The following is a 20,613-nucleotide window of genomic DNA, read 5'->3' as shown; positions in this document are numbered from 1 at the left end:
CACTATCACTCATAGTGGTACTGGCGACGTGCATTGCTATTACCTAGTTTTCGGCGCCTCATTAGATTCGGCTCTCCGCTTACTACTTTCCTAGCGGAACTGCCTTCTTTGACGCCCTCTGGCAACCGCGCCGAAACGTGCTCCGAGAAGCAGAAGGTTGCATGTAAGGGCCAACCGACAAAAAGGCCCCAAAAACCGGGCCCTTTTCGCCGGTTGGCCCTTACACTCCACCTTCTAACCGCTTCTCTCCGCACTCTACACCTTAAACTCCCTAGTCGCCCTAACCGCCACTTGCCAGCCATCATACAACCGTTGCCGCTTCTCTTCGGTCATATCCGGTACAAAACGCCGGCCTGGAGCATGGATCTTGGCAATTTCGTCTAAATCTTGCCAGTAGCCGATTGCTAGTCCGGCACAAATTGCGGCACCCAGCGCCGTGGTTTCCTCTTCTGCTGACCGGATAATTGGCACGTTTAGGATGTCTGCTTGAAACTGCATCAAATAGCGGTTTCTAGACGCACCACCGTCCGCCAAGATTTCCGTTACCGGCATCTCGGTATCTTTGCGCATGGTTTCGATGATGTCCCTTGTTTGGTAGGCAATTGACTGCAGCGTTGCTTTCACAAAGTCACTTCGGTTCGTTCCCCGCGTCAGGCCAAACACAGCGCCCCGGGCATCCTGATCCCAGTACGGTGCTCCCAATCCGTTAAAGGCTGGTACCACGTAAACTTCATCATCGTTTTCAGACGCCATCGCTACTTGTCTCGATTGCGGCACACTGTCAATGATCTTCATACTGTCATGCAGCCAGTTCACCGCGGTCCCGGCCACGAAGATCGACCCTTCCAGTGCGTAGGTCTTCTTACCACCAAGGTCGTACGCAATCGTCGTTAACAGTTGATTATCAGAGAACCGGGGTTCGTCCCCCGTATTCATCACGATAAAGGCGCCATCGCCGTAGGTATTTTTCACCTCACCCGGTTTAAAGGCCATTTGACCGATCAGCGCTGCCTGTTGGTCCCCCACTAGGCCGCAAATCGGCACTTCGACACCATAGAATTGGTAGTTTTTAGTCGTGCCGTAAACTTCAGAACAAGAGCGAATTTCCGGCAACAACTGCTTGGGGATGTTCAGGATTCGTAAAATATCGTCATCCCAACACAAATCGTGAATGTTAAATAACATCGTTCGACTGGCGTTGGTGGTATCAGTAATGTGCAATTGACCGTCTGACAGCTTCCACGCCAGCCAGCTATCAATGGTCCCCATCAACAGCTCACCGCGTTCTGCCCGCTCCTGAGCGCCTGGTACGTGGTCTAGTAACCAACGGACCTTGGTTGCCGAGAAGTAGGAATCAATTACTAATCCGGTTTTATCGTGAATGAGCTGTTCGTAGCCATCCGCCACCATCTGTTTCGCAATCGGCGCCGTTTGCTTTGACAGCCAGCCAATCGCATGGTAAATGGGTTGTCCCGTCTGCTTATCCCAGATAACCGTGGTTTCTCGTTGGCTAGAAATGCCGATGCCATCGATGTACTCTGGGTGGACCCCAGCATCGATCAACGCACTCGCAATTACCGACTGAACTGAATTCCACAGTTCATTGGCGTCTTGTTCCACCCAACCGTTGTGGGGGTAGTACTGCGGGAAGGTCTTCTGGCTTTCGATCACCTGCCGCCCCGAGTGATCAAACAGCACTGCCCGAGTGACCGACGTCCCCTGATCGATTGCTAGAATGTAGTGTTCCGGTGCCTTCATACCCATTTTCAAATCCCTCCAATTAACATCACGTAACCGGTTTCAAATCATTTCATTAAGCATACCATGTTCACAAGCGTTCCGTCATGAGAGCCCTTTAATTTAAGAGAAACTAAACCTCTAGGCCGATTTAATCGCATTTAGGCTATCATCATTACAGCGTTAGTTCACTTGTGAAATTAGTTGATGATCAACGATCGCGCGTGTGGACTATCAAAGATGCCAGCTGTTTTATACGTCAATGGATGGTCAAATAACGGCCCATCAACACCAACGTGTGGTACTCGCCATTTTCACCGCAGAGATCGAGGTCGTGCGCGGCTAAGTAGTCCAAGAAATTTTGGTTTAACGGCTGACCTAAAAAATCATCCGGAATGCCAGAAGCCTTCGAGACCGTTTTAATCATCGCCGTATAGCCGCGATCCAAGAACCGATGAACCAATGAAACACGACCCTGTTGCCAAAGTGGCAAGACTGGTGTCAGGCCCGCTCGTTGGGCAATTTGTTTATCCCAATCACCGTTTTGTTCAATATCGATATCACCAAAGGCCGCAACGGTAGCGCCGTAGTCCTGACTTTGTTTCAGTGCCGCCACCATTGCGTCTTCGTAAGTCGTTGCGTTTGTCGGTACTGTTAATAACGGCAAATTCAAACAGTCTGCCGCCGCCTGCAACACGTTTAACGGCACGCCGTGAAACCAGGACCGGTCGATCTCATCATTCACACTAGTAATTAAGCAAACCGGCTGGTGGCCCTCGTTGACCAGCGTATCCAGCGCCAACATACTGTCTTTACCCGAACTATAATTCAAACAAAATTGCATGATTCCGCCTCCCCTATTTAGTAGGTTTATTATACCAAACTAAAACAACTCACCGCCGTTCATGATGAACAGCCATGAGTTGTTTTACATTATCTAAATTGGGTAACGTCAATCAGTCCCCCAAACCACGGGATCGCTAAATCAGCGCTTAATTTGAACCCGCAAATCTGCTGGTTTGTCGGTATTCGTTGGGTGCAGTTCTTCTTGATAATCAAAGTCTGCTTCCTCAAAGTACCGCTTCACCTCAGCGTTAACGGTTGCCAAATCCCGGGTATCGTTGTCTTGTTGTTTGATCAGCAGCGTATACTCGTTGGCATCCTCGTCAGCGTTTTCAAATTCGTAAATTACGGCTACCGTATTTAGAATCTCTTGAATCAACTGTCGCTCTGTCATTGCCATCTTATCTACCTCTGTTCAAAATTAGTTACATATTTAATATAGGCTTTTTTGTGAAAAATGTGAAGAAGAGAGCGTGCCAAAACTCGTTTAGGTCCCATAATATAAGCGGACTAATTCGTGAATTCCTGGTTTTGGAATTTATGAATTAGTCCGCTTATATGGCCGGGACCTGAGTTTTGGCACGCGACCCAGCGGTGCTTGGAAGCCTATCTGGCGTTTAGACTATATAACCGTCTTGAAATGGAGCGACATTTTTATTACGTTTTGAGCCAAGAAGCCAGTTCGATACTTACCAATACAGTCTTTATCCACCGGCTAAAATTTGAATTCAGCAACGCGCACGCGCTATTTAGCCAAATATTACCACATCTATATCAACTTCCTTGCTTTTTCCCCTAAAATCTGATACTTTTATCTCATCTTAATCTAATTATAAGGAGGAGGCCTAACATGCGACCACGAATTGCATTGCCAGCCGATACATTGGCTGAAGCAACCAACATTATTAACGAACGTAACGCGGCGTTTGCGCCACGGCCAGCAATCGAAGCGGTTGTTAAGGCTGGCGGGGTGCCCGTTATTTTTCCGAGCGTTGACCCCGAAGACGTCACTGATTACTTGGACCTCTTCGATGGCGTTCTCTTTCTCGGTGGCGATGACGTGGATCCCACTTTTTATGGTGAAGAACCTACGAAAAACTAGGGACGACTTACCGCAAACGCGACCTCTTTGAAATTGAACTGTTAAAGCAGTCCGTTGCTCACGGTAAAGCGATCCTAGGCATTTGTCGCGGGCTTCAATTGATCAATATCGGGTTGGGTGGCACGGTTTATCAGGACCTGTCACAAAACCCCACAACGACGTTAAAACACCACCAAACCGCTCCCGGCAACATGCCTTCCCACCACGTCTCAGTGGCACAGGGCAGTCGCTTGTTAAAAATCGTTGGCAAGCGCCCTTACGTTAACTCCCGCCACCATCAAGCGGTGAAGGACGTTGCCCCAAGTCTTAAAATTACAGCGCGCGCCGATGATCAAGTGGTAGAAGCCATTGAATCGGTGAAGAGCGAACAAATTCTGGCCGTGCAGTGGCACCCAGAGAACATGTATAAGCATCACGAAGAGTCTAAGGCACTGTTTTCAGATTTTATCGAGCGATCCAAACGGGTTGCTCACGAAACGCGTTAACTTCAGGCATAAAAAAGAACCGCGTGTGCGGTTCTTTTTTTTATGCCTGATTGAGTTGTTCTGCCAAGTATTTAAACGTCTGCCGACTCTCCGGTAACGCGTGCCAGAAGAGGTAATCGTGCAACATGCCTTTAAGTTCGTGCACATCCACCTGCGTGCCGGTGGCCTGCTGTAACTTAGTGGCTAATCGCTGATGATCCGGCAACAATAATTCCGTTGTCCCGTAGAAGAGACCAATTCGGCCCAAGTGTTCTAGATTGCCGTTAATTGGACTTAACAGCGCATCGTCCAGCACCAACTGCCCCGCATAGTTAATCGCCGTCTGACGCATTGCCGCAAATGATAGCTCTGGATCATTATCATCTCGCGCCTCGATTTGAGGATCCCGCATCGCAAGATCCGTCCAGGGTGACACCAGCACGCTAGCCTTTGGTAACAGGGCATGCTGATCACGTAGCTGTTGCAATAAAACCAACGCTAAGCCACCGCCAGCTGAGTCGCCGAGTAGGTAAAACTGATCATCCGGGTACTCTAATCCTAACTCCTGATACGCCGCGACCGTTGCCGGAACCGTCACAGTTGCCGTAGCTTCTGGTGCCAACGGATAATCAATGAGGGTTGCTCGGGCCCCTAATTGATCACTGATATAAATCAACCATTCGCGATGACTCTCCGTTGCCGGAACGGTATAAGCCCCACCGTGCAATAACACCACGTGCTTAGTCGTTTCCTGTTTTGGTGTCACCGTCACCAGCCGTCCCTGTTCTAACGGCACGACTGTCACGCGATCTGGATCAGGGAACTGTTCAGGTGCCACTTCATCTTGGCGCCGATTTGGGTGCATAAAACTCGTCGCCACCTGTTGTTTCAACCGACTCCGTTTTGTTTTAAACAATAACCAATCGCCACGTAAACTCATGCCCTAGTCTGCCTCCTGATTACGAACCGTAAACCGTTGCCGAATATGGGTCGGCGTCTCAAGTTCGTCCAAGATGGCCAGTGCCATATTGCCAGTCGTTAATTCCGAACGACCGTCTGCATCAAACATCACCTTTTGGTCACCCATGACATAGCTGCTTGCAGGTCCCAGCTTAAATTCGCGCTGCGGTGAGACCGCAAACCAATCTACGTTATCAATCATCTGTAAAAAGGCGTGCTCGTAAGTCTGATTTAACGGTACCCCGATCCAATCTTCATGCCCCGGTGTTGCCATTAAATGGTCTAACAGTGGTCGTCCATCCGGCATCGTTAAACTAGCGGCACCAATAATCACACCCAACCGCGTTTGCGTTTCTCGCAGTTCATGCACGATTCGAGTCAGTAAGTCTAGATGCAGGTAGGCCAACGGTGACCCCATCGGCACGCCAAACGCATCGATCACAACGTCAAATGCCGTGAGGTCCTCTCGAGTCAGCTCAAACCCGTCCTTCACTAACAGCGTTGCATCCGCACCTAAAACGCCTTGCGCCTTAGCAGCGTTACGCACAATCGCAGTCGGCTGGTGCCCGCGCTTAAGCGCCTCCTGGTAGACAGCCGCCCCTGCTTTACCATTACCGCCAATAATTCCGATTTTCACGTCTCATCATCCTTTCGTGGCACTTTGATATGTGTATTATAACGCTTTCATTTTGGTAAGAGTGAGAAATAACTCGGTTAGGCCCCAGAATGTAAGCAAATAACGCCGTAGATTCCCGGGTCTGGAATCTGCGGCGTTATTTGCTTACATGGCCGGGGCCTGAGTTATTTCTCACGTTTCGGCTTGAGGACAGTGGTGCGGTTCTTGTTGGATTTGGTTTGATGTTGAGTTAAGGCGGCTGGTTGAGTTTTAGTGCGGTTACGTCTTTTGACTGAGCTTCGGGCTTTGTTACCCGTCTGTTCGGGTTATATTTGTAAGTATCGAACGGGTTTCTTAACTCGTAATTGGCTTATCCTTCTACTCTTGTTCGAAACTGTTATCTAGCCTAAACGTGGCCCCAAAAGCAGGTCCCGGCCATGTAAGCCACTAAAAAGAGGTACGGCCAAGAAACGGCCGTACCTCTTTTTAGTGGCTTACATTCTGGGACCTAACCGTTTTTTGGTCCACTCTCACAACGGCACATAATCCCTCAAATAACTAATATTCCGCACCACAAACTTATGCTCCACAATATCAATAATCCCCTCCGCCCGCAGATCACTGATGATTCTAGTGACTGATGAGCGGGAGTTGATGCCGCAAAAGCCGGCAATGTCTAGGTTTGTGACGACGAAATCAATCAGGATGCCCTGATGGTCGGGGAGGCGCTTGCCGAATAAGCCGACGAGTTGGTTCAGGAATGTGCAGACGACGTCGTGTTTGCTGCCCATGATCATTTGCTGGGAGCGCACGATGTTTTCGGACAACTTCGTTCGGTAGTATTCCTTCACGTAGTTGTTGAGCCCCTCGTCCTTATTGACCATTTGCCAAACTTGACGCGGTTGATCTCGTAAAACTCAGCGGTGTCCGATTCAACCCGCACGTTAAATGGCTGATCGGTATCCTTTGAAATCTCATCCCGTAACAGACTGATGACGTCTGGTTTGGCGATGTAGGATAAGTTAAATTCTCGACCATCCTGCAGAATAATCGAATTCTTAACGATGCCACGTTTCAAAATATAAGTGTTCGTCTCTTCTAGGCCATGATAGGTCAAATAGGTGTGACGTTTTTTGGTGATCACGTGGGCGTGAACGGCTTCCATTTGACTCAAAAGGTACTCAGTTCGGTTCATAACCATGTGTTTTTCAGATCCTTAGCAGGGTGGAAACGATTTCACAAACCCTATTTAATAGATGTCTTAAATCATACTTTATAGAGTTTATCACACTCGCAACCATTGTGAACTTAAATTTTCACGATGTAACAAATCATACGCTCTTTTTGTGCACCAAATTTGACGTAACAATCCGAGTATTTTTGAAATTTAAAAAGCATATGATAATAACCATGCTTTGAGAGAAAGGATTACACAACATGATTGATATTGAATTACCTTATGACAAGAAAAAAATCACGGCGCACATCCCAGATGCGAACTTTGCCGGGAAATTAGTGTCACAAGCTGCAACCTACGAAAACCCCATTTCAGAAGCTGAAACGGTGGAACGCTCGTTGGACAACCCAATTGATTCACCTAAATTGGAAGAATTAGCCAAGGGCAAGAAGAACATCGTGATCATTTCATCTGACCACACCCGCCCAGTGCCATCACACATCATCACACCAATCTTACTTCGTCGGCTCCGCTCAGCAGCCCCAGATGCTCGTATCCGCATCTTAGTGGCAACCGGCTTCCACCGGCCTTCAACCCGCGAAGAATTGATCAACAAATACGGTCAAGACATCGTGGACAACGAAGAAATCGTGATGCACTACTCCGAACGCGACGAAGACATGGTCAACATCGGTAAGCTGCCTTCTGGTGGTGATTTGATCCTCAACAAGGTGGCCGTTGAAGCCGACCTCTTGATCTCAGAAGGGTTCATCGAATCCCACTTCTTCGCCGGTTTCTCTGGTGGTCGGAAGTCCGTTTTGCCTGGGATCGCCTCATACAAGACGATCATGGCCAACCACTCTGGCGAATTCGTTGCTGATAAGCACAGCCGGACCGGTAACCTGCACCACAACATGATCCACAAGGACATGGTCTTTGCAGCCAAAGCCGTTCACTTGCAATTCATCCTCAACGTTGTGTTGGACGAAGACAAGAAGATCATTGCATCATTTGCCGGTGATCTGGAGAACGCCCACAAGAAAGGAACTGATTTCGTGGCTTCCCTTTCACAAGTCGACGCCATTGATTCTGATATCACCATTTCAACCAACGGTGGTTACCCACTTGACCAAAACATCTACCAAGCCGTTAAGGGCATGACCGCTGCAGAAGCCACCAACAAGCCTAACGGAACCATCGTCATGGTTGCCGGCTGTCGTGATGGTCACGGTGGCGAAGGGTTCTACCACAACTTAGCTGATGTTGACGATCCAAAGGTTTTCTTGGACCAAGCCATCAACACCCCTCGTTTGGAAACCATCCCTGATCAATGGACGGCTCAAATCTTGGCCCGCATCTTGGTCAACCACCACGTCATCATGGTCTCCGACCTCGTGCAACCTAACCTTGTAACGGACATGCACATGGAACTCGCCAACAGCTTGGAGGAAGCCATGGACATGGCCTACAAACGCGAAGGTGAACAAGCTAAAGTTACTGTCATCCCTGATGGATTAGGCGTCATCGTCAAAGCAAAGGATTAATTTAACCATGGCAAATAACAACATGGCCGCCCTCTTAAAACGGGTGGCAGCCCAACAACTATCCGTTGAAGACGCGCTGGGTCAGCTTGACGATCCCGGCTTCGTCGATCTCGACTACGCGAAGGTGGACACGGACCGGCAACAACGCACCGGTTACCCGGAGGTCATCTACGGCGAAGGCAAAACGGCCGCTCAAATTATCGGCATCATCCAAGCAATGGTACCGACCCACGCGAATATTTTAGTCACCCGGGTCTCACCAGAAAAGGCTGCGTCAGTCCTGACCGCCTATCCCGAAATGACCTATCGTGAAGACGCGCAAGTGATGACGTGGCAACAAACTGCCATTGCCAAAACAGCGCACACCATTGCGGTAGTCACTGCGGGCACGTCCGACCTCAAAGTCGCTGAAGAAGCCGCTTTAACTGCCGAAGCATTTGGTAACACCGTTTCCCGGGTTTACGACGTTGGTGTTGCCGGGATTCACCGTCTGTTCGCCCGGCTTGACGTCATCCGCGAAGCACAAGTGGTCATCGTGATTGCCGGGATGGAAGGCGCCCTCGCCTCAGTTGTTGGTGGTCTCGTGGACAAACCGGTTATCGCGGTGCCCACTAGTGTTGGCTATGGCGCCAGTTTTGGTGGCATGTCAGCCCTATTGACCATGTTGAACAGCTGCGCGTCAGGGATCACCGTGGTCAACATCGACAACGGCTTTGGCGCCGGCTACAGTGCCAGTCAAATCAATCACTTAACGGAGAACGACAAATGACAACCCTATATTTAGATCCATTTTCAGGACTCAGCGGCAACATGTTGCTGGGCGTCCTGTTCGACCTTGGACTGGACTTTGACCAGTTTCAGGCTGAGTTAAAGAAACTCAACGTCACCGGCTATCGGTTGACCCTCGAAAAAGCCAAACGCTCGGCCATTGGTGGTCAGTTATTCGGCATTGAACTAGAAGACACTCACCATCACGCCGATGAAAGTTTGACCGCACAGGAAATCGCTGAACACGAACACGCCCATGAACACGGTGATGCGCACGAGCATGAACATCATCACCACGATCATGACGATGCCCACGAGCACCACCACGACCACGAAACTGATCACGTTCACGCTCACCACCATCACCACCACGGTCGTAACCTTGCGGAAATCCAAACCATCATCAACCACGCGGATTTGAAACCGTCAATCAAGGATCAGGCGCTTGGTGTCTTTAACGAGATCGCCCAAGCTGAAGCTCACGTGCACCAGTTATCTTTGGATGAAATCCACTTCCACGAAGTTGGTGCCTTGGACTCCATCGTTGACATCGTTGGGTTCTTCGTTGGGTTAGATCTGATGGGAATCGACAACATCATCAGCGGCACCCTCGTTGACGGTACCGGCACCATTGAAGTCGCTCACGGTACCATGCCGGTTCCTGTTCCAGCTGTGATGCAGATGCGACAAAACAGCGAAGTTCCCGTGCAACAACGGACGGACATTCACACTGAATTGGTCACGCCAACTGGCTTTGCAATCGCCAAACTGGCCTTTAACGCCTTTGGCCCCATTCCGGATAACCTGCAAGTCAAGCGGGTCGGCTACGGCTTTGGAACGCGCGAAACTGGGCATTTAAATGCCTTGCGTGGGCTACTACTCACCCCGCTCGCCAGCCAAAAAGAAGTCCACTCCACCAGCGATGAGGTCGTCGAAATTCACGCTAACGTCGACGATCAACCGGGCGAAGGCTTAGGCTACGCCATGGAACAACTAATGGCCGCCGGCGCTTATGACGCCTACTTTACGCCGATTTTCATGAAGAAGAACCGGCCGGCTTACCAAGTCACGGTCATCACCACCAGCGGTCAATTAACGGCAATGGTTGACCTGTTGATGACCCACACCACAACGTTTGGCGTTCGTTGGGTCACGATGAAACGTGCCACGTTACCACGGACATTTAAGACGGTAACCACGCAATATGGCGACGTCACGCTTAAAATCGGCAACCGTGGTACCCAATCAAAGGTAACGGTGGAGTATGACAGTGCCGCTGCTCTTGCAGACCGACACCATATTAGTTTGGATCAAGTTCGCCACGCCGCACTGTTGGCTTACGAAAACGAACTTGGCTAAACCAGCGTAACACCCGCATCACGTTCAACAAGTACAATTCAGTCATTTAATTTTAATTTTATTAAAAAAGGAAGTTACTCACATGGAATCAGTTAAAAACGCAAACTTAACGAACGCATTATCACAATACAACAAAGTTTTAGTTGCCTTCTCTGGCGGTATCGATTCAACGGTTGTCTTGGACGCCGCTTTGAAGACGTTGGGTAAGGAAAACGTTTTGGCCGTTGTTGCCAACTCCGACTTATTCACTGACGAAGAATACACCAAGGCCATGGATTTAGCGCGTGAAATGGGCGCCAACGTCATGGGGACGACTTTGGACTACCTCTCAAACGACAACATCAAAAACAACCGCGCCAGCTCATGGTACTGGATGAAGAAGATGTTCTACGAAAAGTTGAACGAATTAAAAGCCGAAAACGGCTATGACGTTGTCTTAGACGGCATGATCATGGACGACAACAACGATTTCCGCCCAGGCTTACGTGCCCGTGACGAAGAAGGCGCCGTTTCCGTTTTGCAACAAGCTGACATCTACAAGTCAGACGTGCGTGACATGGCCCGCGCTGCTGGTTTATCCAACTGGAACAAGGTTGCTAGCTGCTCCGTCTCATCTCGGTTCGCTTACGATACTGAATTAACGGTTGCTGGCATCCAACGCGTCATGAAGGCTGAAGCTTACCTTCGTAGCCTTGGTTTCGCCACTGTTCGTGTTCGGGTTCAAGAAGACTTAGCCCGGATCGAAGTCATGGCTGACCAAATGAACGACTTAGTTGCCCAAATGTTTGCCATCAACGACACCTTAAAGGGTCTTGGTTACACTTACGTCACCGTTGACTTGGAAGGTTTCAAGTCTGGCCGGATGAACGACAGCTTGACCGCTGACGTTAAGGCCGCCCTCGTCGACTAGTCTCGCTTTAAAGAAAGGAAGTCACACATGACAAAAGTGCGCCTTCGCAAAACCATCCCGTTCTACTGCCTCACGTTGGGGTTACATTTACTGGGTCTCGGATTGTTGTTAGTCGCAGCTCAGGCAGCGCCAAAGTTCTGGGGACTGGGCGTTCTCGCCTACACCCTCGGCTTACGGCACGCCTTTGACGCCGATCACATTTCAGCAATTGATAACACCGTTCGGCGCCTGTTAAATCAAGGCGAGTCTGCTTATGGTGTCGGCTGGTACTTTTCTATCGGCCACTCCACGGTCGTTTTCTTGATGATTCTGGCCGTCCGGGTTTCACTCGGTTGGGCACGAACGAAGTTGACCGTCTTGAACGCCATTGGTGGCAAGGTCGGTACTGTGGTCTCGGGTATTTTTCTACTGATTATTGCGCTGAGTAGTTTCATTATTTTAAGCAAATTAATTCGGCTACAACGGCCGGCACATCAGGAAAATCAACCTGAAATCGAGAAACTGCTACTTTCTCGTGGCGCGTTATCCCGACTACTGGCACCGCTTTTCAAGTGGATCCGGCATGACTGGCAGATGTACTTCATCGGCTTTATGTTCGGCTTGGGTTTTGACACGGCCACTGAAATCACGGTGATTGCCTTATCAGCGGCAACGACCAGTCAAACGGCCGCGACGACCTGCGGCATTCTTGCGCTACCCATTCTGTTTGCGTCAGGGATGAACCTGATGGACACAGTCGATTCGACCATGATGCTGTATGCTTACAGCTGGGCATTTGACACACCGGGTAAGAAAATGCGGTATAACATTGTGATGACGAGCATCTCGGCCATCACCGCGTTCGTGATTGGTTCATTTGAACTGCTTCAATTGGTGCATTTCCCATCTCGGTTCGGTCACTGGCTTGCCAGCATCGACCCGGGTTGGCTCGGCTACGGCTTAGTTGGCTTCTTCGCCACCTTTTGGTTGGTGGCCTACGCTTACTGGTTGTGGCAGGATCGGCGGGCGGTTCGGTTGGAACGGTAGTTGTTGATTTGAAATGAATAGGAATGGTATCCGATCGATGTTGGGTTGGGTGCCATTTTTTTGTTTGGGGATTGGTTTTGGCTGTCGTGCTGAAGTAGGCAGTTATGTGTAAGGGTGGCGTGCTTCCAATTTCTGAGTGGTGGCAGGCGACGTGCTTTCCTCTGACGTTATTTTCGGCGCTTGGGTAACTGTTATGTTCCGCAAATCGGTTTTTTTCTGGGATGGTTTTCTTTGGTGCCTTCTGGCCACCGCGCCGAAACGCGAGAAAAAAGGCAAGCGGTTATGTGTAAGGGGACTCTGGTAACTGCCCTGGGTCTGGGCAGTTACCAGAGTCCCCTTACACGCCACCTCCTGACCGCCTTTTTTCTCGCTCTATGTTACAATAACCAACAGACAACACTTTAGGAGGACTTCAACATGACACATCAACGCGTACTCAACGTCTCTGGCGGTTTCAACTTTCGTGAACTTGGCGGCTACCCCACTGCTGATGGGAAGACCATCAAATGGCAACGGGTGATTCGAACCGCCACGCTTGCGCATCTGACCGACGCTGACCAACAACTCTTGCTAGACTACGGCATCAAGTACGACGTTGATTTTCGCTCCAACGACGAAGTCACCAAAGCGCCCGACCAGATTCCGGCCGTGATTGATTACCAGCACCTGCCCGTTTTTCCGGAAGATAAAACCCAAGCGTCTAAGACAGAGGCCGAAATCAAAGCTGAGCTTCAATACAAACGTGAAAATGGTCGGCAACACATGATCGATACTTACCGAGAAATGATCGAATTGCCGCAATCACACGATGCCTACCGTCAATTTTTTAACACCCTATTGAACAACACTAATGGCGATGGTGTCCTCTTCCACTGTACTGCTGGTAAGGACCGCACCGGGATGGGCGCCGTCTTCTTCCTATCAGCACTGGGCGTTGATCACGACCTCATCCGTCAAGACTACCTCTTAACCAATCAAACCCTCTCACCGCTGATTCAAAATCGCTTAACGAAGGCGCGCGAGAACGGCATGACCGGTTCCGTACTGGAATCGCTCAAAGCATTGATCTCCGTTTCCGGCGATTACTTTGACACTGCTATGGCAACCATTCAGGCCGATTACGGTGATATGAACCAGTTCTTAACGGAAGCGTTATCACTTTCAACCACTGAAATTAACGATTTAAAACAATTGTATCTGACGAAATAATGCATTAAAATAATCAACACAATAGGTTGTGGGGTTGGCTTATGCCGGCCTCACCCTTTTTCATTAGACTTAACGCGGAGGCGAATCGAACCATGGAAAAATCACTACTTAAACTGAGTGTGCCATTAGCGGCGGTTGCCGGTGGCGCTCTCTACGTCAGCAACAAACTCTTCAACGTCGCCTTCAAGCGCGTGAATTACGTCCCAGAAACATCGGCTGAAAAGCAAAAATACGCCGACCAATACTACGCTTACGTGGATTGGTTCCACAAAGTGACGCACGAAACCTGGTATTTAAACGAACACGATCCTGCTAAACGCTTAGTGGCGACCTACATTCCAAGCGCCAATCCGGTTGGCAAAACCGTCATCATCTCCCACGGCTACAAGGGTAACCGCGAAACCATGGCGAACTACGCCAAGATGTTTTACGAAATGGGCTTTAACGTCCTGCTCCCAGACGACCGGGCCCACGGCGACAGCGCTGGCGACTACATCAACTTTGGCTGGCTTGACCGACTAGATTATCTCAACTGGATCAACCGCACCATCAGCAACAATGGCGAACAGGAAAAAATCCTCCTCTTCGGCGTCAGCATGGGTGGAGCCACGATTGAAATGCTGTCGGGTGAAAACCTACCCACTCAAGTCAAAGCGCTGATTGCCGATTGCGGCTACTCCAGCATTAAAGAAGAATTAACTTACCTCTTGAAAGAGCAGTATCACCTGCCAGAATACCCGGTTGAACCACTGGTCAGCACCATCAACAAGCAGCGGCTCGGCTACTACCTCGGTGACGTATCATCAAAAGAACAGCTCAAAAAGAACCGGCGGCCAATTCTCTTTATCCACGGTGGCAAGGACACCTATGTCCCAGTCCACATGGCTTACGAAAATTACCGGGCGACTAAGGCGCCAAAGCAACTCTGGATCGTCAAAAACGCCACCCACGCCGAAAGTTTCTGGTATAACCCAGAGGCCTACCAAAAACGCGTCTCATCATTTCTTAAAACTTATTTTTAAGATAAGATATTGTTCACAAAGAAACCTATTTTGCTTCATATTTTCGCCACAATTATTCGGTATATTTAAAGCATAGCAAAAGCAACAAGCTATACTCCCCTTAATTGTTTTAACGGACTTCCTTGTGTGACTTCAATTCTGCTCCCCTCAGAATTGAAACTTGCTTGTTGGATCATCCTCCTCCCCCTAAAGTGATCCGAATGAGTCTTAATCAATGTTGGCACTCCGCTGATCAACTTTTAGAGTTGGTGGTGGGGTGTTTTTTGGGGAGAGTGATCACTAACGCGTTTAGGACCCAGAATATAAGTAAAACAACGCCTAGGCTCCCGAACTTGGAGTCTAGGCGTTATTTTGCTTATATGGCCGGGTCTTGCGTTAGTGATCACGTTTAGGCTATATAACAGTCTCGAATCACCCTAACATCATGAGTCACCGTCAAGTTAAGAAACACATTCAATCCTTACCAATATAGCTGACAACCACTCCTTCACTCACAACTTCCACGTTGCATTTTCAAAACCTAGTCCCAACACCAGCCACCTCGCACACTCTGCCAAAATGCGTTACACTAGTAACACTAATGTACAAAACGCCAGAGGAGGTGCTCACGATACGTCGCTTCATCTTCAGCTTAATGCTACTCATCAGTTTCACGTGCTTTACCGCAACCACGCCAACCAACGCATCAGCAGCATCGATTCGCCACGCGGTTCCGACACTCTACTTACACGGTCACCACGGCAATAAGCGGTCAATGGCAACGCTCATGCGCTACGCTGAACACCAGGACCGCGCGCACGCCGTCATCACAGCCTTCGTTTCCGACAAAGGCCGGGTTCGTTTGGCCGGCCGCTGGCCTAAAGGGACCCGCCGGCCACTCGTTAAAGTGGTCTTCAGAAATCGGCATACCCGAAAATACCACCGTATCAGCAACTGGCTTCGTAACGTCTTGTTGGCTTTGAAACAGCGCTACGGCATCCGTCAGTTCAACGTGGTCGCCCACTCGCTAGGCAACGCCGCAGTCCTCTACTATGAACTGCGTTACAGCCACAATCGGCAGTTCCCACAGTTAAACAAATACGCCGCGATTGCCGGTAACTTCGACGGTGTTCCAGGAAAGCACCGGCATCAACACCCCAATAAAATTCTGCCTAACGGTCGTCCAAAGTGGTTGGCCCCACGTTACCGCTACGCCTTAAAGCGTCAACAGCAGTTCAAGGTGCGCCACGTTAAGATCCTCAACATCTACGGCAACTTAATGAACGGTTCGCATTCAGATGGTCAAATTCTAAACGCCAGTTCAAGGTCACTGGACTACCTAATTGGTAGACGCGTTAAAGCCTATCATGAACAAGAATTTTTCGGTCCAGACGCACAACATCGACGGTTGAGAAAGAATCCGAACGTTGCTGTGGCGGTAGATCACTTTATGTGGTAATTGAGTCAAAAAAGCATGACCGAACCAACCAAAATCGGGTGAGTTCGGTCATGCTTTTTCTAACGTCTTATCAAATTTCAATCTAACATCACACCAGACTCTAAAAAACGCCATCACCGAAACTCAACATGGCGCTTCGGTGATGCGTTTATCTAACTTACTTTAAACCAATTCGTTCAAAAATTTCATCCACGTGACGCAAGTGGTAGTGATAATCAAACGCATCGTCGATATCTTCTGGTGATAAGTGTGACGTGATCGTCTCGTTACCTTCAACGAGTGGCCGGAATTGAACACCTTCGTCCCAAGCCTTGGCCGTTAATGGTTGAACCAAGTCGTAGGCGGTTTCACGAGTTAAACCGGCGTTGATCAGCTTCAACATCACGCGTTGGCTGTAAATCAAACCGTACGTCAACGTCATGTTGTGCTTCATCCGTTCTGGGAAGACCGTTAAGTTTTCCACGATGTTAGCGAACCGGTGCAGGATGTAATCCAGTAAACCAGTGCTATCTGGCAAAATCATCCGTTCAGCAGATGAGTGCGAGATATCGCGTTCGTGCCATAACGCAACGTCTTCGTACGCCGTCGTTACGTGGCCCCGAATAACCCGCGCCAAGCCAATCACGTTTTCAGAACCGATTGGGTTACGTTTGTGAGGCATTGCGGATGAGCCCTTTTGCCCCTTGTTGAAATGTTCTTCAACTTCGTGATCTCAGACCGTTGTAAGGCCCGAACTTCGGTCGCAAATTCTTCCAAGCTGGTGGCAATCAACGCCATCGTGGCAATGTAGTCAGCGTGGAGATCCCGTGGTAACACTTGGCTGGTGATTTCTTGAGCGCGTAAACCCAACTTATCACAGACGTATTTTTCCACAAATGGTGGTACATTGGCAAACGTCCCAACAGCGCCACTGATCTTACCGGCTTCAACTTCAGCAGCTGCCCGGTCAAAGCGCTTGATGTTCCGGTTCATTTCGGAGTACCAACGGGCTAACTTCAAGCCAAAGGTGGTTGGTTCCGCTTGAACCCCGTGAGTCCGGCCAATCATGACCGTATCCTTATATTTTAATGCTTGTTTTTTGATGACCTCAGTCAGGTGCTTCAGGTCAGCTCTCAAGATGTCATTCGCCTGTTTTAACCGGTAACCTTGGGCCGTATCAACAACGTCGGTACTGGTCATGCCGTAATGGATCCACTTTCGTTCTTCACCGAGGGATTCTGAAACGTCCCGGGTAAACGCTACAACATCGTGGTGAGTGACCGCTTCAATCTCAGCGATCCGGTTTTCGTCAAACGTTGCCTTAGCGTTGATCTTGTCCACATCTTCTTGTGGGACAACGCCGAGCTTTGCCCAAGCCTCGTCAACCGCAATTTCAACTTCCAACCATGATTGGTACTGGTTGTGTTGTGACCAAATCTTTGCCATTTCTGGACGCGTATATCTATCGAGCATCGTTATCCTCATTTCTCATAAAAGTATTAAAAGACGAACATTATCTGAAATTCACACCTGAATTTCCACTAAAATCATAACATAAATTCAGCGCGGTTGCACGATGAAATGAAAAATTGGCACAGTCACCCGTTACTGCCCGCGTGTTCCCCATTATCCGGCGTTGTTCGGGCAAGCTCAGTTTGCTACAATCGTTGGTCTAGCCCCGTTCTGGTTCGTTCGCGTTATCCGGTCTGGTGCCGTTTTCAGAAAAGCGTGACAACTTTTTTCCTATTAAATAGCATTATTTTAAGAACGTTGTTTCGGTCAATAAATAAAACATTCGGTTTTTAGCTTGCATTCAGGCGTGCAAATTGGTAGAATGTTAATTGCTGGGTTGTTCGTGTTTTACTGGCTCAGCAATTTTATGATATGAGGTGTTCAAATGTCATCGATAGTAGTAGTAGGGAGTCAATGGGGCGACGAAGGTAAAGGTAAGATCACTGATTTCTTAAGTGAACAAGCCGACGTTGTTGCACGTTACCAAGGCGGCGACAATGCGGGTCACACCATTGTCTTTAAAGGCGAAACTTACAAGTTGCATTTGATTCCATCGGGGATCTTCTACTCAGATAAGTTAAGCGTCATCGGTAACGGTGTCGTCTTAAACCCGAAGTCACTCGTCGAAGAACTGCATTACTTGCATGACCGCAACGTCCCAACGGACAATCTCCGAATCTCCAACCGGGCGCACGTGATCTTGCCTTACCACATCCTCATCGACCAATTACAAGAACAAGCCAAGTCAGCTAAGATTGGGACCACCAACAAAGGGATCGGCCCAGCTTACATGGATAAAGCCGAACGAATCGGTATCCGGGTTGCTGACCTATTAGATAAGGAAACGTTTGAAGAAAAACTCCGTCAAAACTTAGTTGAAAAGAATCAATTGATCACGAAGTTGTACGATCACGCACCACTTCAATTTGATGATATCTTTGAAGCTTACTATGAATACGGTCAAGAAATTAAAGCTTACGTTACTGACACTTCCGTTGTCATCAACGATGCCATCGATGCCGGCAAGCACGTGTTGTTTGAAGGTGCCCAAGGCGTTATGTTGGATATCGACCACGGGACTTACCCATTCGTGACATCATCCAACCCAGTTGCTGGTGGCGTTACGATTGGTTCCGGTGTCGGTCCTTCGAAGATCGACGAAGTTGTGGGTGCCTGCAAAGCCTATACCTCACGGGTTGGCGATGGCCCATTCCCAACTGAATTGAACAACGAAACTGGTGACTTCATCCGTGAAGCCGGCCACGAATACGGGACTGTTACAAAACGTCCTCGTCGAATCGGCTGGTTCGATAGCGTTGTGATGCGTCACGCTAAGCGGGTTTCTGGTTTAACCCACCTTTCCTTGAACTGTTTGGACGTCTTAACTGGTCTGAAGACCCTTAAGATTGCCACAGCTTACAAGTTAGACGGTGAAACCATTTACCATTACCCTGCTAACTTAAAAGAAATCAACAAGTGCGAACCAATCTACGAAGAATTCCCAGGTTGGGACGATGACATTACTGGCGTTAAGGACTTCAACGACTTGCCAGTTAACGCCCAAAACTACGTGAAGCGTTTAGCTGAATTAGTTGGCGTTGATATTGCCACCTTCTCAGTTGGCCCAGACCGGACCCAAACCAACGTTTTAATCGACGCTTGGAAGGATACGGACGCTAAATAAGTAATTGCACCACTAAATGCGTATATTGACACCGATAAGCGAAGAATCCGATGGTAAGTTTAATTAGCCGTTCGAGTTTTTCGCTTATCATTTGGCCTCAAACCCGCTAAAACCACATTCAAACCTAAGGAGACGCGAATTATGATGAACCCAGAAGTATTTGACTACGAAGATATTCAATTAATTCCGAACAAGTGTATCATTGACAGTCGGTCCGAGGCGGATACTTCCGTTACCTTTGGCCCCCGGACATTTAAGATTCCCGTTGTGCCTGCTAACATGGAAACTGTCATCAACGACGACCTTGCCGTTTGGTTAGCCCAAAACGACTACTTCTACGTGATGCACCGTTTCCACCCCGAAACCCGTCACGATTTCGTCAAGATGATGCACGACCAAGACCTGTTTGCTTCCATTAGCGTGGGCGTTAAGCAAGACGAACTCGACTTCATCAACGAACTCGCTGATGCCAACGATGTGCCAGAATATATCACCATTGATATTGCCCACGGCCACTCAAACTCAGTGATCCGGATGATTCAACACATCAAAAAATACCTACCAGGCAGCTTCGTGATTGCCGGCAACGTCGGCACCCCAGAAGCCGTTCGAGAACTGGAAAATGCCGGTGCGGACGCTACCAAAGTCGGCATTGGCCCCGGCAAAGCCTGCATCACTAAGCTTAAAACTGGCTTCGGGACTGGCGGTTGGCAACTTGCTGCGATTCGGCTCTGTGCCAAGCTGCCAAGAAGCCAATCATCGCTGACGGTGGGATCCGTTACAACGGCGACATTGCCAAATCAATTCGCTTCGGTGCCAGCATGGTCATGATTGGGTCTTTAATGGCCGGTCACTTACAATCACCAGGTAGCATCATCAAAATCGACGGCAAGACCTTCAAGCAATACTGGGGCTCTGCTTCAGAAACCCAAAAAGGCGCCTACCGAAACGTTGAAGGTAAGCAAATGCTCGTGCCATACCGCGGCGACATTGCTGATACCCTTGAAGAAATTCAAGAAGACCTTCAATCATCAATCTCCTACGCCGGTGGCCGCAAGCTGATGGACATCCGACTTGTGGACTACGTGGTTGTTAAGAACTCTGTGATGAATGGGGATTCTTACTAAACTTAACTTTTATTTTGGTCATTCAAGCCTTTGCTTGGATGACCTTTTTTGCTGTCGCTTGTGTCCAGCGTAAGTGTGCGGAGCGAGGCGGTTAGAAGGTGGAGTGTAAGCATGACCCAGCGAAACTACCGGGTTT

Annotated in this window: 14 protein-coding genes and 4 pseudogenes; 11 read left to right on the top strand and 7 right to left on the bottom strand. The window is 49.1% G+C overall.

All coding sequences use genetic code 11. From position 1 onward, the window contains the following. Nucleotides 1-255 precede the first annotated feature (255 nt). The 3 genes from glpK to JCM2765_RS12225 form a co-directional block, all read right to left on the bottom strand. The gene (glpK, locus tag JCM2765_RS12235; protein ID WP_054736984.1) at nt 256-1,764 is read right to left on the bottom strand and encodes a glycerol kinase GlpK; all 1,509 of its coding nucleotides are present in this window, start codon (nt 1,762-1,764) and stop codon (nt 256-258) included. Nucleotides 1,765-1,996: 232 nt separating this feature from the next. Continuing rightward, nucleotides 1,997-2,581, bottom strand: a complete 585-nt coding sequence (locus tag JCM2765_RS12230) for a Dph6-related ATP pyrophosphatase (RefSeq protein WP_225352090.1) — start codon at nt 2,579-2,581, stop codon at nt 1,997-1,999. 141 nt (nt 2,582-2,722) lie between these two features. Further along, the gene (locus JCM2765_RS12225; RefSeq protein ID WP_054736985.1) at nt 2,723-2,974 is read right to left on the bottom strand and encodes a hypothetical protein; all 252 of its coding nucleotides are present in this window, start codon (nt 2,972-2,974) and stop codon (nt 2,723-2,725) included. Between the two features lie 456 nt (nt 2,975-3,430). Between JCM2765_RS12225 and JCM2765_RS12220 the strand changes: the two are divergent. After that, a pseudogene (locus JCM2765_RS12220) lies at nt 3,431-4,167 on the top strand (gamma-glutamyl-gamma-aminobutyrate hydrolase family protein). Nucleotides 4,168-4,207: 40 nt separating this feature from the next. On the opposite strand, the gene JCM2765_RS12215 reads toward JCM2765_RS12220, so the two are convergent. From JCM2765_RS12215 to JCM2765_RS12205, 3 genes and pseudogenes are all read right to left on the bottom strand, one after another. Continuing rightward, complete coding sequence (locus JCM2765_RS12215) at nt 4,208-5,086, bottom strand: alpha/beta hydrolase fold domain-containing protein (RefSeq protein WP_054736983.1); 879 nt, start codon at nt 5,084-5,086, stop codon at nt 4,208-4,210. Between the two features lie 3 nt (nt 5,087-5,089). Beyond that, the gene (locus JCM2765_RS12210) at nt 5,090-5,743 is read right to left on the bottom strand and encodes an NAD(P)H-binding protein (protein ID WP_054736982.1); all 654 of its coding nucleotides are present in this window, start codon (nt 5,741-5,743) and stop codon (nt 5,090-5,092) included. Between the two features lie 509 nt (nt 5,744-6,252). Further along, nucleotides 6,253-6,923: pseudogene (locus tag JCM2765_RS12205) on the bottom strand (Crp/Fnr family transcriptional regulator). A gap of 236 nt (nt 6,924-7,159) precedes the next feature. Between JCM2765_RS12205 and larA the strand changes: the two are divergent. From larA to JCM2765_RS12165, 8 genes are all read left to right on the top strand, one after another. Beyond that, on the top strand, nt 7,160-8,443 hold the full coding sequence (larA, locus tag JCM2765_RS12200; protein ID WP_054736981.1) for a nickel-dependent lactate racemase: 1,284 nt from the start codon (nt 7,160-7,162) through the stop codon (nt 8,441-8,443). 7 nt (nt 8,444-8,450) lie between these two features. Further along, on the top strand, nt 8,451-9,212 hold the full coding sequence (larB, locus tag JCM2765_RS12195; protein WP_054736980.1) for a nickel pincer cofactor biosynthesis protein LarB: 762 nt from the start codon (nt 8,451-8,453) through the stop codon (nt 9,210-9,212). Then, nucleotides 9,209-10,570, top strand: a complete 1,362-nt coding sequence (larC, locus tag JCM2765_RS12190; protein WP_054736979.1) for a nickel pincer cofactor biosynthesis protein LarC — start codon at nt 9,209-9,211, stop codon at nt 10,568-10,570. Before larB ends, larC begins: the two co-directional genes overlap by 4 nt. Before the next feature lie 82 nt (nt 10,571-10,652). Continuing rightward, a complete protein-coding gene (larE, locus tag JCM2765_RS12185) occupies nt 10,653-11,480 on the top strand; it encodes an ATP-dependent sacrificial sulfur transferase LarE (RefSeq protein ID WP_054736978.1) in 828 nt (275 codons plus the stop codon). A gap of 27 nt (nt 11,481-11,507) precedes the next feature. Continuing rightward, the gene (locus tag JCM2765_RS12180; RefSeq protein WP_054736977.1) at nt 11,508-12,506 is read left to right on the top strand and encodes a HoxN/HupN/NixA family nickel/cobalt transporter; all 999 of its coding nucleotides are present in this window, start codon (nt 11,508-11,510) and stop codon (nt 12,504-12,506) included. 417 nt (nt 12,507-12,923) lie between these two features. Further along, entirely contained in the window at nt 12,924-13,715 is a 792-nt protein-coding gene (locus JCM2765_RS12175) for a tyrosine-protein phosphatase (RefSeq protein WP_054736976.1), read from the top strand. Between the two features lie 92 nt (nt 13,716-13,807). Further along, entirely contained in the window at nt 13,808-14,737 is a 930-nt protein-coding gene (locus JCM2765_RS12170; RefSeq protein WP_054736975.1) for an alpha/beta hydrolase, read from the top strand. Between the two features lie 580 nt (nt 14,738-15,317). After that, on the top strand, nt 15,318-16,175 hold the full coding sequence (locus tag JCM2765_RS12165) for an alpha/beta hydrolase (protein ID WP_082405123.1): 858 nt from the start codon (nt 15,318-15,320) through the stop codon (nt 16,173-16,175). Nucleotides 16,176-16,332: 157 nt separating this feature from the next. Here the strand turns inward: JCM2765_RS12165 and purB are convergent. Then, nucleotides 16,333-17,627 (bottom strand): annotated as a pseudogene (gene purB, locus JCM2765_RS12160) (adenylosuccinate lyase). Between the two features lie 424 nt (nt 17,628-18,051). Between purB and JCM2765_RS12155 the strand changes: the two are divergent. Next, nucleotides 18,052-19,350: an adenylosuccinate synthase gene (locus JCM2765_RS12155; protein ID WP_054736973.1), complete on the top strand. Its 1,299-nt coding sequence runs from the start codon at nt 18,052-18,054 to the stop codon at nt 19,348-19,350. Between the two features lie 144 nt (nt 19,351-19,494). After that, nucleotides 19,495-20,477 (top strand): annotated as a pseudogene (locus JCM2765_RS12150) (GMP reductase). Nucleotides 20,478-20,613: the final 136 nt, after the last annotated feature.

Origin of the sequence: Secundilactobacillus similis DSM 23365 = JCM 2765 (assembly GCF_001311075.1) — a bacterium.
Taxonomy (GTDB): Bacteria; Bacillota; Bacilli; order Lactobacillales; family Lactobacillaceae; genus Secundilactobacillus; species Secundilactobacillus similis.
This window is presented reverse-complemented; position numbering and strand designations above follow the sequence as displayed.

Coding starts and splice junctions, on each gene's coding strand:
- JCM2765_RS12225 (WP_054736985.1), bottom strand. CDS start 2,974: ATGACAGAGCGACAGTTGATTCAAGAGATTCTAAATACGGTAGCCGTA.
- larC (WP_054736979.1), top strand. CDS start 9,209: ATGACAACCCTATATTTAGATCCATTTTCAGGACTCAGCGGCAACATG.
- larE (WP_054736978.1), top strand. CDS start 10,653: ATGGAATCAGTTAAAAACGCAAACTTAACGAACGCATTATCACAATAC.
- larB (WP_054736980.1), top strand. CDS start 8,451: ATGGCAAATAACAACATGGCCGCCCTCTTAAAACGGGTGGCAGCCCAA.
- JCM2765_RS12180 (WP_054736977.1), top strand. CDS start 11,508: ATGACAAAAGTGCGCCTTCGCAAAACCATCCCGTTCTACTGCCTCACG.
- JCM2765_RS12175 (WP_054736976.1), top strand. CDS start 12,924: ATGACACATCAACGCGTACTCAACGTCTCTGGCGGTTTCAACTTTCGT.
- larA (WP_054736981.1), top strand. CDS start 7,160: ATGATTGATATTGAATTACCTTATGACAAGAAAAAAATCACGGCGCAC.
- JCM2765_RS12155 (WP_054736973.1), top strand. CDS start 18,052: ATGTCATCGATAGTAGTAGTAGGGAGTCAATGGGGCGACGAAGGTAAA.
- JCM2765_RS12230 (WP_225352090.1), bottom strand. CDS start 2,581: ATGCAATTTTGTTTGAATTATAGTTCGGGTAAAGACAGTATGTTGGCG.
- glpK (WP_054736984.1), bottom strand. CDS start 1,764: ATGGGTATGAAGGCACCGGAACACTACATTCTAGCAATCGATCAGGGG.
- JCM2765_RS12215 (WP_054736983.1), bottom strand. CDS start 5,086: ATGAGTTTACGTGGCGATTGGTTATTGTTTAAAACAAAACGGAGTCGG.
- JCM2765_RS12165 (WP_082405123.1), top strand. CDS start 15,318: ATGTACAAAACGCCAGAGGAGGTGCTCACGATACGTCGCTTCATCTTC.
- JCM2765_RS12170 (WP_054736975.1), top strand. CDS start 13,808: ATGGAAAAATCACTACTTAAACTGAGTGTGCCATTAGCGGCGGTTGCC.